At 62.3% G+C, this 14,793-nt stretch carries 16 protein-coding genes; 5 read left to right on the plus strand and 11 right to left on the minus strand.

Annotated features, from left to right (window positions below; translation table 11 throughout):
- Nucleotides 1-35: 35 nt before the first annotated feature.
- The 6 genes from VDP74_RS07740 to VDP74_RS07765 all read right to left on the minus strand — a co-directional run bounded on the left by VDP74_RS07740 (nucleotide 36) and on the right by VDP74_RS07765 (nucleotide 7,442).
- Entirely contained in the window at nucleotides 36-1,496 is a 1,461-nt protein-coding gene (locus VDP74_RS07740) for an aldehyde dehydrogenase family protein (protein WP_322999054.1), read from the minus strand.
- A 130-nt stretch (nucleotides 1,497-1,626) separates the two neighbouring features.
- The gene (locus VDP74_RS07745; protein ID WP_322999099.1) at nucleotides 1,627-2,358 is read right to left on the minus strand and encodes an iron-containing redox enzyme family protein; all 732 of its coding nucleotides are present in this window, start codon (nucleotides 2,356-2,358) and stop codon (nucleotides 1,627-1,629) included.
- A 163-nt stretch (nucleotides 2,359-2,521) separates the two neighbouring features.
- Entirely contained in the window at nucleotides 2,522-3,988 is a 1,467-nt protein-coding gene (locus tag VDP74_RS07750; protein ID WP_322999055.1) for a gamma-glutamyltransferase family protein, read from the minus strand.
- Nucleotides 3,989-4,035: 47 nt separating this feature from the next.
- Nucleotides 4,036-5,166: a porin gene (locus VDP74_RS07755; RefSeq protein WP_322999056.1), complete on the minus strand. Its 1,131-nt coding sequence runs from the start codon at nucleotides 5,164-5,166 to the stop codon at nucleotides 4,036-4,038.
- Between the two features lie 243 nt (nucleotides 5,167-5,409).
- Nucleotides 5,410-5,820: a RidA family protein gene (locus tag VDP74_RS07760; RefSeq protein ID WP_322999057.1), complete on the minus strand. Its 411-nt coding sequence runs from the start codon at nucleotides 5,818-5,820 to the stop codon at nucleotides 5,410-5,412.
- A 98-nt stretch (nucleotides 5,821-5,918) separates the two neighbouring features.
- Nucleotides 5,919-7,442, minus strand: a complete 1,524-nt coding sequence (locus VDP74_RS07765) for a hypothetical protein (protein ID WP_322999058.1) — start codon at nucleotides 7,440-7,442, stop codon at nucleotides 5,919-5,921.
- Nucleotides 7,443-7,791: 349 nt separating this feature from the next.
- Here VDP74_RS07765 and VDP74_RS07770 point away from each other — a divergent pair, with 349 nt between their 5' ends.
- Together VDP74_RS07770 and VDP74_RS07775 are read left to right on the plus strand one after the other, a co-directional pair.
- Nucleotides 7,792-8,538: a sulfite exporter TauE/SafE family protein gene (locus VDP74_RS07770; protein ID WP_322999059.1), complete on the plus strand. Its 747-nt coding sequence runs from the start codon at nucleotides 7,792-7,794 to the stop codon at nucleotides 8,536-8,538.
- A 113-nt stretch (nucleotides 8,539-8,651) separates the two neighbouring features.
- Entirely contained in the window at nucleotides 8,652-9,368 is a 717-nt protein-coding gene (locus VDP74_RS07775) for a GntR family transcriptional regulator (protein ID WP_322999100.1), read from the plus strand.
- Between the two features lie 19 nt (nucleotides 9,369-9,387).
- Here VDP74_RS07775 and VDP74_RS07780 read toward each other — a convergent pair whose 3' ends face one another.
- The 4 genes from VDP74_RS07780 to VDP74_RS07795 form a co-directional block, all read right to left on the minus strand.
- Complete coding sequence (locus VDP74_RS07780) at nucleotides 9,388-9,666, minus strand: 2Fe-2S iron-sulfur cluster binding domain-containing protein (protein WP_322999060.1); 279 nt, start codon at nucleotides 9,664-9,666, stop codon at nucleotides 9,388-9,390.
- 11 nt (nucleotides 9,667-9,677) lie between these two features.
- A complete protein-coding gene (locus tag VDP74_RS07785; RefSeq protein ID WP_322999061.1) occupies nucleotides 9,678-9,992 on the minus strand; it encodes a ferredoxin in 315 nt (104 codons plus the stop codon).
- A 15-nt stretch (nucleotides 9,993-10,007) separates the two neighbouring features.
- Nucleotides 10,008-10,334 carry a 2Fe-2S iron-sulfur cluster-binding protein gene (locus VDP74_RS07790; protein ID WP_322999062.1) on the minus strand — a complete coding sequence of 109 codons (327 nt, stop codon included), beginning with the start codon at nucleotides 10,332-10,334 and terminating at the stop codon, nucleotides 10,008-10,010.
- A 102-nt stretch (nucleotides 10,335-10,436) separates the two neighbouring features.
- On the minus strand, nucleotides 10,437-11,459 hold the full coding sequence (locus VDP74_RS07795) for a bile acid:sodium symporter family protein (protein ID WP_322999063.1): 1,023 nt from the start codon (nucleotides 11,457-11,459) through the stop codon (nucleotides 10,437-10,439).
- 80 nt (nucleotides 11,460-11,539) lie between these two features.
- On the opposite strand from VDP74_RS07795, the gene VDP74_RS07800 reads away from it, so the two are divergent.
- The gene (locus VDP74_RS07800) at nucleotides 11,540-12,382 is read left to right on the plus strand and encodes a helix-turn-helix transcriptional regulator (protein WP_322999064.1); all 843 of its coding nucleotides are present in this window, start codon (nucleotides 11,540-11,542) and stop codon (nucleotides 12,380-12,382) included.
- A 49-nt stretch (nucleotides 12,383-12,431) separates the two neighbouring features.
- On the opposite strand, the gene thpR is transcribed toward VDP74_RS07800, so the two are convergent.
- Nucleotides 12,432-12,980 carry an RNA 2',3'-cyclic phosphodiesterase gene (thpR, locus tag VDP74_RS07805; protein ID WP_322999065.1) on the minus strand — a complete coding sequence of 183 codons (549 nt, stop codon included), beginning with the start codon at nucleotides 12,978-12,980 and terminating at the stop codon, nucleotides 12,432-12,434.
- 296 nt (nucleotides 12,981-13,276) lie between these two features.
- On the opposite strand from thpR, the gene VDP74_RS07810 reads away from it, so the two are divergent.
- Nucleotides 13,277-14,287 (plus strand): hypothetical protein, encoded by a 1,011-nt coding sequence (locus VDP74_RS07810; RefSeq protein WP_322999066.1) that lies wholly within the window; start codon nucleotides 13,277-13,279, stop codon nucleotides 14,285-14,287.
- A 36-nt stretch (nucleotides 14,288-14,323) separates the two neighbouring features.
- Nucleotides 14,324-14,791: a carboxypeptidase regulatory-like domain-containing protein gene (locus tag VDP74_RS07815; RefSeq protein ID WP_322999067.1), complete on the plus strand. Its 468-nt coding sequence runs from the start codon at nucleotides 14,324-14,326 to the stop codon at nucleotides 14,789-14,791.
- The last annotated feature ends 2 nt before the right edge of the window (nucleotides 14,792-14,793 follow it).

Below are 14,793 nucleotides of genomic sequence, written 5' to 3' on the forward strand. Positions count from 1 at the left end.
TGGCTCCGATGCGAAGCCGTCGTCAAAATGAATGCTCAAACGCCGCGATACACGGTCTTGATCTGGGTGAAGAACTCCAGACCAGCGCGCCCGGACTCTCTGAACGTTGCCGTGCTGGATCGCTTGATGCCGCCAAACGGCGCATTCACCAGATTCCCGGTCGTCGTGCGGTTGATCTTGACGGTCCCGGCCTGAATGTCGTGCGCGAACCGATGAGCCAGCCGCGCGTCGCGCGTCACGATGCCGGCCGACAGACCGTATTCGGTGTCGTTGGCGATTTCCAGCGCCTGCTCGTAACCGTCCACCACGAGAATCGCGATGACGGGACCGAAGATCTCCTCGCGCGCGATCCGCATGTCGGGCTTCACGTCGGTGAAGATCGCCGGCGTCACGAAGTAGCCCTTGTCATACGCGGCGCCACTCAGACGATCCCCTCCCACCAGATGGGTGGCTTCCGCCTTGCCGATTGCGACGTACTCCAGGACGGTCTTCATCTGACTGGCGGTCGCCAAAGGCCCCAGGTCGTTGCCGGCCTGCATGCCGGAGCCCACCTTCAGCAGGGCGACCCGCTGCAGCAGCTTGTCGGTGAACGACTGGCTGACCGCCCGGTCGACCAGCACCCGGCTGGTGCCGGTACAGGCCTGCCCCGTCAGCGACAGGCCGCCCTTGATGGTCAGATCCACCGCCAGATCGATATCGGCATCCGCCATCACGATCAAGGGGTTCTTGCCGCCCAGCTCCATCTGCAGGCGCGTCGTCATCGATGCGCCGCGATGAATGGCCTCGCCCGCCTGCGTCGAACCGGTGAAGGTGATGGCGCGGACCTCGGCCGACTGCGTCAGGACGCCGCCGACCCTGGACGCCCGCCCCGTCAGGAAATTCAGGACGCCGGCCGGTATGCCGGCATCGACCAGGGCTTCTGCCAGCCTATAGCCTGACAGGGGTGTGTCCGTCGATGGCTTGAAGACCACGGTGTTCCCCATGATCAGCGCCGGAGCGATCTTGCGAGATGGGATGGAGATGGGGAAATTCCAGGGCGAGATCACAGTCACGACGCCCAGCGGCTCACGCTGGGTATAGACCACCATGTCAGGATCGTCCTGGGGGAAAGTCTCACCGGAATAAGTCTGGCCCTCGATCGCATAGAACTGCAATGTGCTGGCGGACCTGAGCACTTCGGCCTTGGCCTGGGACAGCTGTTTGCCTTCTTCCCGGGTGAGCTCTTCGGCAATCTGGTCGACTCGTTCGCGCAGCAATTCAGCCGCCCGGATCAGGATGGCCGCGCGCCTGGAAATCGGCGTGGCGAACCAGGCCGGGAATGCTGCATGGGCCGCCTCGATCGCAGCCCGGGCATCCTGTTGGTCAGAATCCTGGAAGTGACCGACGATATCCGACGTGTCGGCCGGGTTAGGGTTGGGGTAGGTGTCGCCCGAGGCCGCCGCCTGCCACTTCCCACCGATGTAGTTCTTGAAAACCTGCGTATTGATATTGCCCACAGCCAATCATCCTGTTGCCGGACCAAGCGACATCCATGGATGTCGCGGAATCCGGATCGATTCCATGAGGAATGAACTTGTCGGCGGCGCACGGCCCCACTGAATCCAGGCCGGCCGCGCACCATCCGATTTACGCCGCCATTTCCAGTTCTTCGAGAGAGATCTCGTCCTTCACGTAATCGTTGTACAGGGCCGTGGTATACAGATACCGCATCTTTGCGCCAATTTCGCAGATGTGCAGGCATTTCTGCTGCAGCTCGACGGTATTGGCATGCTCCAGGACGATCTGGTAGCCGCGCTCGCCGTGGATTTCATCGGACACGATGTGCAGATCGAAGAATTCCGCTTCTTCGTCGGTGAAGCCGTATTTATCCTTCAGGATTGGCGATTGCTTGCGGTAGATCGACGGCACCTGGGATTCCAGCCCGACCACCAGACCAGCCACCGCGACGATGGGGTCCTCCCGCATCGCCACGCAATAACACCAGGACTGCAGCGCGCGCGTCGTCGGCGACATATTGTCCGGGCTTTCCACGCGTTCACGCGTCGTGCCGCAGGCCTCGGCAAATCGGATCAGCAGATCGGTATGACGATCGCCGCCGATTTCCTCTTCGTACATATTGGCCAGCAGGAAGTCCTTTGCTTCGGTGAAATTGTCGGGCATGCGTGCATAGACATAGGCCAGGTAGTCTGCGAACGGTCCGACATAGTGGTAGTGGTTCTCGGCCCAGCGTGCCATATGGGCCCGGCTCAGTTTACCGGTCGCCCAAGCCACGCTGAAGGGAGCCTTATTCGCGCTATTGCCCTTGATCGCCAATTCCAGGGCGGTGCGGAATTCATCTTGGTTCATCAATGTAGCCATTTCCATTCCTGTATCAAAACACAACATAAAAGTAGATGGTCTCAAGACCTCGCCCAGGAAGATCCGCATGTCCAGCGGGTCGATTGAGCAGCATGTACGGACTATTGTATACCGTATACTGTTATAGAAAATAAGGGTTATCCCGAGAATTTCGAACCCTGAATCATTGAAGCCTGAAGGCTCTCAGCCACTGGCCGTCCTTCCTCGGATCCGCCGCCCCCTGCAGCTCTCCGCTCTGCAAGCGAAGGATCGCGTGCGCGCCCCCGAAATCGCTGCGGCCCGCCAATTCACCGGCGGCGGCATGGGGTTCTGCGTAGCCTGCGGACCGCAGCACGCGTGCCAGATCATCGGGAAAGCCCTTCTCGATTGCGAGGGCGTCGCCCGCCTCCAGCCGCCAGCGCGGAGCATCCAGGGCCTTCTGGATATCCCAGCCCCACGCCAGGACTCGCGTCAGTATCTGGATCTGGCCCTGGGGCTGCATCAGGCCGCCGACGACCCCCATGCCCAGGAAGAACTCGCCATCCCGGGTCGTCAGTCCCGGAACCACGGTATGGTAGGGGCGCTTGCCCGGCGCCGGACCATTGACATGGCCTGGTCCGGAAAACCCGAAACCTCGGTTCTGCATGCAAAACCCTCCACCGGGCACGGCAATGCCGGATCCAAAGCGCTTGAAGACACTGGACATGAGCGTGATCGCCAGGCCCTGCGCATCCACCACGACAGTGCAGACGGTGTTGCCTGCCGGGTCCGCGACCGTGCGCTTGGCCTTCTCCATTGCTGCTGCGGTGGCCTGGACCATCCGCACCCAGGTTCCTGGATCATCCGGGGCGCCGCCCTGATCCTGAATGGCCGACAGCGCATCCAGAATCGCAATGCCATGCGTGTTGGGTGGACATTCGTGAATCCGGGCTCCGTGGAAATCCAGGGACAACGGCGTCGCGAAATCACCACTATGCCGCTGGAAATCCTCGGCTGCCAGAACCCCCCCCATCCGCTGGACGGCCTGCGCAGCCGCTTCGGCCAGAGGTCCATGATAGAAATAGTCGGGGCCGTCCATCGCGATGCGTTCCAGCGAGTCGGCCAGTTCAGGATTCTGGAAGCGGTCCCCCGGCGCCGGAGGCCGCCCGGCATGGAACATCCGGGCGCACACGGGATCCGCGCGCAGGACGAAGTCGAAGATCGCCCATTCGTGCGCGGCCACGCTGGCCACGGCAAACCCGTCACGTGCATGACGAATCGCCGGGGCGAACAGGCGACGCCATTCCAGGCGACCAAAGCGCTGGTGCAAGTCCCGCCAGCCCATGACGGCACCCGGCGTGGTGACCGACAAGGGGTGGCGCTCGGGAATCCGGGCGCCTGGCAGCGCGCTCACCATGCCGGCATCCAGCGCAAGAGGCGCGCGACCGGTCCCGTTATAGCTCAGCACAGGTTGTCCGGCCTGATGAATCATCGCCAGCAGGTCGCCACCAATGCTCGTCGCCATGGGCTCGACGACCCCCATGACGGCATCGGCCGCAATGGCGGCATCCACGGCAGAACCGCCGGCCTCCAGGATTTCCCGGGCTGCCTGCGCCGCCAGGGGGTTGCCAGTGGACACCATGGCGCCCGGCTTGCTTTGACTTCCGTTCATGACTTCACTCCCATGCCGTGCAGGCGAGCTGCGCACCTGCCAGATCGTCAGAAACTATGGTTCAGGCCCAGGCCTGCCTCGGTCGCCTTCAGGCTGTCGATATAGGCGATGTTCGTACCGTAGGAGCCATAGACGTACACGCTGGTGCGCTTGGACAATGGATACACGTACCGGGCGCTGTATATGGTCTGGTCACCCGCGAAATCCCCCAGCTTGTCCGCGTCATCCAGATTGGATGCCGTGCGCGCCCAGGCGAAACCGGCGGTCCCGCCGCCGAACGGCACGGACAGACCAACGTAGTAGTTGCTGGCCTTGAAGTCATGCGCCATCAGGAATTCATCATAATCGGCGATGGGCGACCCCGCCTTTGCAAAGACCTGGGCGAACAGGGCTCTGTCACCAAAGGCCCCCACGCCGTTGATCTTCGCATATCGATCCTGCCCGTACCCCAGGGCCAGCTTCGCAACTGCAAAGTCGTACGAGCCCACCAAAGCCCAGCTGGTCGCCGCGTGTTCAAATTTCCCCGTACCGGCCCGATCATAGGTCGCCACCGCGTGGATCGTCTGGTCCGTATACTGCACCCCCAAGGACAGATAGCTGTCGCGGTCTTTGTTGGTGTCGGGATCCTGGTCGTTGCGCACGATCACCCCATTGGCGGCATAGCCGATGCCTGCCTGGAACCCCGAGAAATTGGGCGTCGTATACCGGAACATATTGTCCACACGCACGGATGCCGCCCCGAAGGTCTTGTCGATATCGCCCATCGACGAGGTGCTGTTGATACCGAAGAACGGATCGGCAAGATTGTATTGGCGCCCCATCATGAACGTCCCCCAGTCATCGCTGGACAGACCGACATTGGATTCCCGGTGGAACATCCGCGGGGTCACCGTCGTCCCATCGCTGGGGTTGATGCCGGATTCCAGCACGAATACGGCGCGCAAGCCATCCCCCAGGTCTTCCACCCCCTGGAAGCCGAACCGGCTGCCCGACAAATAGCTGTCGTGCAAGCCAGAGGACTTGCTGGAATAGTCGATGCCCGATTTGTTGAGTGTCCGCTGGCTGTAACCATAGCCGGTATCGACGACGCCATACAGGGTCACGGACGTTTCCGCTTGTGCGACGCCGATGGCCGCGAAACTGCCGATCAGCGACAGGATAAGAGTTTCCCTCTTCATGATATTTCGAGTCTCCATCTTATTTATAAATTGCTGTTCGCCCGATTCCCGTGAACCGGAGCACCAGTCCAACAATGAATGACATGCAGCGCTGCTGCACTCCTTTGCTCAAGACTGCGTCGGCATCACCTCCCTTTGGCTTTTGATTGAAAACACCCGTCCCGCACGCAGGCAGAAGCCCTGCACGCAAGAAAATCGCGACTGGATAATCAGTGAAGGACGGCGTGGATCAGGGGCGCGTCGTCACGGGTCCCTGACGGAAACCACCAGGGATATCTCGACCGGCGCGCCGCCCGGCAGGGAATGCACGCCCACGGCGGTCCGGCTGCTGATGCCTGAGTCGCCCAGAACGGAAAACAGATGATCGGATGCGAAATCGGCTATTTTCGAATGCGCTTCGTATCCGTCTTCCGCAGCGACATACACCACCATATTGATGACTCGGGAGATCGTTTCTCCCTGGCGCAATTGACTGGCCGCAGCCCGCAATGCATTTCCTACTGCCAGTTCGACCGGCTGCCGATAATCCTCGATCGGCCGCTGCATCGATACCCTGCCGGTCATCGACAGGACGCCGTTGTTTCGTGGCGTCATCCCGGCAGTGAATATGGTTTCTCCGATTCTGGAGGCAATGCTGTAATGGCCTTGAGACACAGGCAAGGAAGACATTTTTTGATCCTGAAGAGGTCATGACGGACAGCCAGCCAGGAGGAACGGCGACATGCATGCCGCGCCCCCTCGGCTTTGGACTGCTAGACCATCCAGATGGAGGCGTAGATGGTCGAAACGGCAAGGGCAATCAGCACCGGCATGGTCAGCAGCCGGACCAGGTCCAGCACCGACACGCGGGCGAAACCTGCCACCGCAATCAGCGAGGACCAGGCGATCAGGGTGCCGCCGCCCGTCCAGATGGCGCCCATCTGGCCGATGGCTGCCAGGGTGGCCGGATCCATTCCGATCACCGGGCCGATGGCGCCCGCCAGGGAACCCGTCAGCGGCAGCCCCGAGAATCCCGACCCGTCGATGCCAGTGACCATCCCGACGATGAGTTCGCCGAAGGCCATCATGAAGGGATTGTTCGGAATATAGTGCTGACCCGCAGCGATCAGTTCGAAGAGCAGGCTGGGCGCCTTGTCGGCGGCAATACCCAAGATCTGCGCAGTCGCGTCGCTGGTGCCTAGAAAGAAGAAACCTGCAATCGGCAGCACAGAACCCATTGCCTTGAAGGCGAACACAAACCCGTCGGTCATGTAATCCGGACAGAGGTCCAGCATCCTGCGCGGGCCGACGAACATCAGACAGGCCAGCATCATCAACACGAAGCCAACCCCGCCGACCAGCCCGGCAGCGTCGCCGCCACGCAGCGCGGGCATCGACGGATAAATGGTGGGCAGCACCAGCACCAGGATGACGCCCAGGAACGCAAGTGGCGTCACCACTGCGAAGGTCCGGGCACATTTCTGCAGGTGCGTCCTGGCGCGCGAGGCAGCAGGCACATCTTCTTCCGGGGCATCCGCGCTCTGGGCCATTTCGGCTTTGTCGAAAGTTCCCGCACGTTCCACCGAGCCAAGCTTGCCGTCGCTTGCCATGGCTTGCCACTCATCGAGGAGAGCCGGGTCGGGCTTGCGGATGCTCTTGCGAGTGAACACGTAGGCCAGCACCAGGGCCACCACCCCGGTGATCAGGGACAGCACCAGCGCCTTGTCGGCCACGGCCTGCGCGCTGACGGCGGCACCTGCCGCCTTGGCGCTGATGCCCGGCGCCACGCCGATGATGTAGTCGGAAGACAGTGCCATGCCCTGGCCGGCAATCGCAATCACCATCGCGCCTGTGATCGGAGGCAGGCCGGCCGCGATCGCCGCCGGCAGCAGGACCGCCGAAACCAGGGGAACCGCAGGTGTAGGCCAGAAGAACAGTGAAAACAGGTATGTCACCACTGCGATGACGATATAGGACGACAACCCGCCCCGCATCACTTTCTGAAAGGGCCGGACCATCAGCACATCCGCGCCGGTGGCCTTCAAGGCGCTGAGCAGCGCCGTCATGAATGTGATGACCAGGAAAATATTGAACAGTTCGCGCGCTGCCACGAAACTGGCCGAGAAAATCCCGATGAACCCGTTGATGGGATTGCCCATCAACGAGGTGACAACCAGAAAAGTGCCGATCACTGCCGGCACAACCACGTTGGCACGAAAAATCATCGTGACGATGATGACCACCACACTGGCCAGATATAGCCAATGCGATAGGTTGAGTGTGACTTCTGAACCCATGAGCCTCCCCTTGTAGGCGAATCCCGGAATTGAATTTCGAGGATGGAAATTGCAGAGATGGACAATCTGACGGCGGAGATCAGGGTACGAATAGATATCTCGTATCCTGTATACTTTATATTATATTCTTGAAGCTTAAGATGTGTACGCGGGGTTTCCCCTAGATCCTGCAAGCCTCAAGCATCTTGTCTGATAATTATTATATATAAATCAAAGTACTTACAAGAATCTCGCTCAATGTCATCTGTGATGTATCGGTCTGCGAAGTAAAGATATGCATCTAAACAATGTACGCAAATAGTATACAGAATCCAGTAACATAAGAACGTCCCTTTCGTCTGGAAGCACCATGACATCTCTTGACCTACTGCCTTTCACCGACCCATGGATCTACGCACTGATGGCATGCCTGATCGTCGGCTCGGCATTCCTTCAAGGTATTGGCGGGGTCGGCTTCACCATGTTCGCAGCTCCTATCGCCCTGATCGTCAGTCCCGACCTGGTTCCCGGCCCATTGCTCACCTTGGGCGGCATGGCAACAATGCTGACCGCGCTGCGAGAGCGACGGCACATCGCCTGGCAGCCGGCGTCCTTTGCACTGGGGGGGCGGGTCGTCGGCGCACTGATTGCGGTCTTCGCACTGAGCCAGCTGGCCCCACGATCCATGGGTCTGGTATTTGCAGGCCTCATCCTGATGGCCGTCATCCTGAGCGCTTCGGGCCTGAAACTCAAGGTGTCCCCGTCCAACGCCAGCATTGCCGGCCTGATCTCGGGCGTCATGGGCACCCTGACCTCCGTCGGATCTCCCCCTCTGGCAATCATCATGCAACACAGCGCACCGCCCACCATCCGCGCCACCATCGGCGCCATTCTTGCGTGCGGCGCCACAGTGTCGCTCGTCGCCCTCGCCATCGCAGGACACTACGGGCTGCGCGATGTCCTGCTGAGCGCCAGCCTGGTTCCTTTCCTGCTCTTCGGCTTCCGGCTATCCAACAAGGCGCGCTACTACGTCAGTGGGCCCGCCCTGCGCTACGGCCTGCTGACGTTCTGCGCGCTCAGCGCGTTGGGCCTGATCGCCAAAACGCTCTGGCATTGACTACGGGCTGCCGTCATAGCCCTTCTCATCTTCCCCAGGCTGCCCGCCCGGGGACTTGTATACTAAGAAATTGTTCAAGAAGCGTCGAGAGCTGGACCATGGGCACGACAACAATGAGACTCAACAACTACGCGCATGGCAACACCCGAGGGGGTGAAGACCTGAAGATCGGTGAACAGTATTCACCCCTCTTCGCCGTCATCCGCGACAAACTGCGCGACCGGATACTGCAAGGCGAATTCAGGCCCGGCGCACGCCTGGTCGAAAGTCGTCTGTCCGATGAGATGGCCGTATCCAGGATCCCCATCCGCGAGGCCCTGAGAGCACTCGCCGCCGAGGGACTGGTCACGATCGAGCCCCGCCGAGGGGCTTCCGTCGCCGTCCTGTCCGACGAATTGGCCTACAACATGGTGGAAGTCCGCGCGGCGCTCGAGGGCCTGAACGCCCGCCTGGCTGCGGAACGCCGCGACGACGACGCCATCGCGGAACTCCAGATCATCCTGGAAGAAGGCATGCAGGCTGCCGAGCGCGAGGACACGGACGCCTGCCGCCACTTGAACCGGATCTTCCACGAGACGCTGGCCACCGTGACGGGGAACCCGGTGCTCATGGACCTGATGAATTCCCTGCGTGACCGCACCGCGCTGGTGTTTGCACCCAGCAACATGCGCCGGGTCAAGGAAAACTGGGCCGACCACGCACAGATCCTGCGGGCCGTCATCGCCGGCAACGTCGAACTCGCCGGCCTGCTGGCCACCCAGCACGTGCATAACGCGGCTCGCGCCTACGTAGAGGAACGCGGGGGCGTGCCCCCGCAATGGGCGCGCTGACGGCCCCCGGGCGGCGAGACTACCAGGACACCTTGATGTCGCCCGTGACGAATGTCTGGCACGCCATCCGGTAGCCGGCCTCGAAGTCTTCCGGCTTCAGATGCCGACGCTCCTTGGGCTTGATCTTGTCGGTGTTTTCCTGCCCTTCCTCGATCAGGCATTTGCAGGTGCCACACAGGCCCCCGCCGCACTTGAACGGGATTCCGCCTTTTTCGCGAATCGATATCCGCAACAGATTGCTGTTGTCGGGCGCCTGCACAGCTTTGGCGCTGCCATTCAGAAACGTAATCGTCACCATCCCAACCTCCTTCAAACAGCGACTTCAGAGGCCTGGCAGCGCTGCAAAACGGCATCCAGACCGCCAAAACGAACCAGATGGTTCAGTTCCGCGCGGGCCTGGTCCAACGTATCGAAATGATCCAGGAATTTGGTCGACACAACGTTGCGAACGTGCGGTGGCTCGTCCTCGACGATATGCACCTTTGCCTCCGCATCCAGACGCGCAAGCTGAAATACGGCCTTGCAGCGTCCATAAAACAGATACTTGTAGGATTCCACCACGGCGTCCTCCGCTTCCAGGGTCGCGGTATACAAGCCGGGCTTGCTGGTCAAAATGACATACATGAGCATTCTCCAAGACTAGGCAGGGGTCCCGACGCGGTGATGGACTGGCTCGACATCCTGGGTCAGTTCGATGTCGTGCGTCAGCCATAGCTGGCAGACCAGCCTATAGCCCTCGTCCAGAAGTCCTCCGAGCTGCTTCTTTTCCTTCCAGTTCGGCACGGGCAGATGCTCGGCCCCGTCCAGAATCTTGCAGGCGCACGTGGCGCACTTGCCCATGCCGCACTTGTAGGCCAGGTTGGGATGCGGAAACTGCCGGATGCCGGCACGAACGACCAGATTGGTGTTCTCCTGCACTTCGCCCCGATGGATCTGCCCATCTTTGTGGAATGTAACTTTCACCATGAAATCAATCTCACGACAAGAATGTTGATTTCTGGATATTGTATACCGTTTTGAGGGAAGTGCATCGGGACTATCCCTGAGGGGCATCCGCCCCCGGGGACATCAGCGGCCTGCGCCGGCAGGCAATCCGCCCGATCCGACCACCTCAGGCTCGCTCTGGCGCAGGTATCGCTGGGCCAGCACGGCACACACCATCAACTGGATCTGGTGGAAGATCATGAGCGGCAGCAGCACCGGGCCGATGGCCCCGGCGCTGAACAACACCCCAGCCATCGGCACCCCGGTGGCGAGGCTCTTTTTCGAACCGCAGAAGACGATTGTGATCTCATCCTCGCGCCGGAATCCCATGCGCCGGGTGGACCAGGTGTTCAGGCACAGCACGAAAGCCAGCAGCACTGCGCAGACCACCACCAGCAGCACCAGGGAAACCGTATCCACCTGATGCCACAAGCCGCCGATGACCGACTCGCTGAACGCTGTATACACCACGAGCAGGATCGAACTCTGGTCGACATTGCGAACAAGACGGCGGTGGCCGTCCATCCATCGACCGAGCCAGGGGCGCGCCAGATGACCCAGGACGAAGGGCAGCAGGATCTCCAGGCTGATCCGCCCGATGGAGTGGAGCAAGGATCCCGACCCCAGAGCGGATGTATCGGCGGCCAGCAGCAACTGCAGCAGCAACGGCGTGATCACGATGCCCAGGATGCTGGACGCGGATGCCGCGCAGACCGCCGCCGGGATGTTGCCCCGGGCGATCGAGGTGAAGGCGATCGCCGACTGTACGGTACCTGGCAGCACGCACAGATACAGCACGCCGATATAGAGCGGCATGCCCAGCAGCGGCACCAGCACCGGACGCAGAGCCCACCCCAGAATCGGAAAAATGACGAAGGTCCAGACGAACACGACGATGTGCAGACGCCAATGCATCACCCCCGCCACAATGGCCTGCCGGGACAGCTTGGCCCCGTGCATGAAGAACAGCAAGGCGATGGCGGCCGAGGTCAGGTGCTTGAAGAACACTGCCCCCTGCCCGTGTGCAGGCAGCAAGGTGGCGGCCGCCACGACCGCAACCAGCGTCAGGGTGAATCGATCAAAAAGTAAACGTAGCTTGGTGGACATGCCATGGATCTCGCAGCAGTTTCAGGACCAGGGGATTCAGCTTAAACTGCAATCGAGCATACGTCTGGCGCTAAATGACAATGAAACATTCCCAAAGCGACAACCGTCCCCTCGGATTCCCGGCGGGAAACAAGCCGGCTGCACAACCCAGGACACTGCCTCGGCCCATCTACGGCAGCGTGGACCAGCACCCCAATATCGTCCGCACCCACCCGCACCACCACCCATGGGCCCAGCTGTCCTACGCCATCCAGGGGCATCTCCAGGTCTGGACCCCCCAGGCCCACTTCATCGCGCTCCCACACCGGGCCGTCTGGATTCCTGCCCGCGCCAGGCACCAGGTCCATCAGTCGCCGCAAGCCATCATCCGCAGCCTGTACCTGGACAGCGACGCACTGGGCCTGAACTGGCCTGACTTGCGCGTGCTGACCGTCTCTCCCCTGCTGCACGAGCTGATCCGGGAATTTGCCCTGCTCCCCAGCGACTACGATGAGGGCGGTTCCGACGGCCGGCTGGCGCATGTGCTGGTCGACCAGCTCAGGAAAGCGCAGGAAGTCGGCCTCGTCCTGCCCTGGCCGACAGACCCCAGACTGGACGCCATCTGTCGCCAGCTGCAAAGCGACCCGGCCACAGGCATGGACCTGCAGGCCTTGGGGGCACGGCTGGGCGTCTCGGCACGCACGCTGACGCGGATATTCCAGCGACAAACCGGCCTCGGATTCAGGCTCTGGCGTCAGCGGGCGCGCCTCGTGCATGCTTTGCCTCTGCTGGAACGCGGCGACCGGATCACCGACGTGGCCCTGGCCTGTGGCTATGACAGCCTATCGTCTTTCATCGCGACCTTCCGGGAATACACTGGATCCACCCCCGGAATTTTTGCAGCGAACGCAAGGCCCGCGACCGACGCCCGCGAGGGCGATTGAATACCCGCCCCCGCTGCCGTCCCGAGGACTCACGCCACGCCGGAGTTGCTCAGGCGGTCCCCAGGTCCTGTTCCGCCAGCACCTCGTAATACGAGCCCGTCTCGCGCGGCGCGGATGCGACCAGCACCAGTCGATGGGCCGCCCAGATGATCGGACGCATCGGCGCAATGGCCGCCAGATCGCCATCGCCAGCCTGTCGCAGCAGCGACACGTGCGGACGGAACGGCTCGTTGGGTCGGGGAAAGCCCAGCCGCTCCAGGTCTCGCCACAGGGATCGATGCAGCGCAGCCAGCCACGGCGCCGGGGCCGAGGGACCGGCCCAGACGATGCGCGGCCCTCGAAACCGTCCGAACCGGTCCAGGGCCAGTGTCCCGGCAGGCCCACGCGGCACGCGCAGCAGTTCCATCAGGCCGGGAATCCGGTCAGTGCCCACTGCCCCCAGGAATGCCAGCGTCAGGTGCAGGGTATCCGCCCGCATCCGGCGCCCGCCGCAGGCGTCGTGAGCCAGGCGGGTCCAGTCGACCAGCGCCTCGACCGTGGCGGTATCGGGCCACAAGGCGAAGAACAGGCGACGGGTATCGATCTGCGGTCCGGACATCCATTTCCCCAAGATCCCTGGCTCCCTGCACAGGGCACGGCTTACAGCATAGGCCATTCCGCTTTGTAAGCGTGTGTCCCCCTGGCGGCCCCGTCTGGAACGGCACGATACAAAAGGCTGCCACTCATACACATTGAAAGGCCTTCTCCATCGTGCCTGCGGAACCAGGCCGTACCATCCCGGTCATACCAATACCGTTTCCTGCGGGGGACATCATGGACAAGCACAAGACTTTTCCCCTTCTCTCCACACAGCACCGTGCCCGCGCCAGAGGGCATGTTGCCCGACTGGCGATCTTGACGGCACTGCTGGGAGCGCCCGCCCTGAGCCTGCCGATCGCGGCCCAGGCGGACGTCAGCATCGGCATCACCATTGCCCCGCCGGCCCTGCCGATCTACACGCAACCGCCCACCCCGGCTCCAGGCTACATCTGGACGCCCGGATACTGGGCCTGGGGCCCCGACGGCTATTACTGGGTGGACGGCGCCTGGCTGATGCCGCCATCCGTGGGCATGCTCTGGACGCCTGGATGGTGGGGCTGGTCGGATGGCTACTACCGCTGGCATGGCGGCTACTGGGGCCCGCAAGTGGGCTTTTATGGCGGCATCGACTACGGGTTCGGCTATTTCGGCATCGGTTATGTCGGCGGTGGCTGGCGCGGCAATCATTTCTACTACAACCGGGCAGTGACCAACGTGAACATCACCCATGTCCGCAACGTCTATGTGGACAAGACCGTCATCCACGACAATCGAAACAATCGCGTCAGCTATAACGGCGGCCGGGGCGGCCTGCGGGCGGCCCCCAGCCCCGAACAGCGCCACTATGCGCAACAACGCCATCAGACGCTGCCATCGATGGCTGGACGGCAGGATGCCGCCGCACCGTCTCGCCCGCAGCGCCCCGACAGGCCGCCCGCAGGCCGACAATCCGGCGAACAGCGGGCGCGCTTCGATGCGCCCCCCGGACAGCGGCCTGCGGATCGGCCCCAGACGATGCCCGGCCGGGCTGCCCCCTCTGGCTCGGCCCATCATGGGCCGACGCCCAACGACATGCGGGGCAGCAGGAACGAGCCGCGCCGTCCGTCCGAAGGCCCCCGGGCAGCGCCGCAATTCAACCGGTCGCCAGAACGCCCCCGCACAGAAGTGCGTCCGGCAGCCGCCCCTGAGCGCCCCCGCCAGGACGTCAGGGCGCAGGAATTCAGGCCCCCGCGTGCCCAAGCCCCCACACGCCAGAAACGCCAAGGCGCCGAACGCCCCGAACGGCGGGGCGAAGGCCATTCTCGTCAGGGCCGGGACGGCCGCTGAAGCCGTCCGATCCGGGGCTTATTCAAGGAGTGCATCATGCAACTCAGTTCTGTCACACACATGAATCATCACCTGACTCGCACGGCCGCGTTGGCCGGACTGGCGCTGGCAGGCGCTGGCTTCCTGGCGCCCGCCTGGGCCACCCTGCCCGCCCCTCAACACCAGGGCAACATCGAGTATCTCAGCGGCGGGATCGGTATCGACGAATCCACGTCGTTCAAGGACGCCATGGGAAAATTCCCGCTGTCCATGACCTTCGACCAGATGGAGCAAGGCAAGGGCGACTACGTGGCCGACGTGCAGGTCGCAATCACCGATGCCCACGGCACACCCGTGCTGGATACCACGGCGCAGGGCCCCTACCTGCTGGCCAAGCTGCCGGACGGCAGGTACCAGGTCAAGGCCACCTACCAGCATCGCACCCAGACCCGCGATGTGACGATAGGCGGCAAGACGCCGGAGCACCTGGTGTTTTCATGGCGATCCGACATGGCCAAGCAGTGATG

The organism is Castellaniella sp., from assembly GCF_034674885.1.
Taxonomy (GTDB): domain Bacteria; phylum Pseudomonadota; class Gammaproteobacteria; order Burkholderiales; family Burkholderiaceae_B; genus Castellaniella.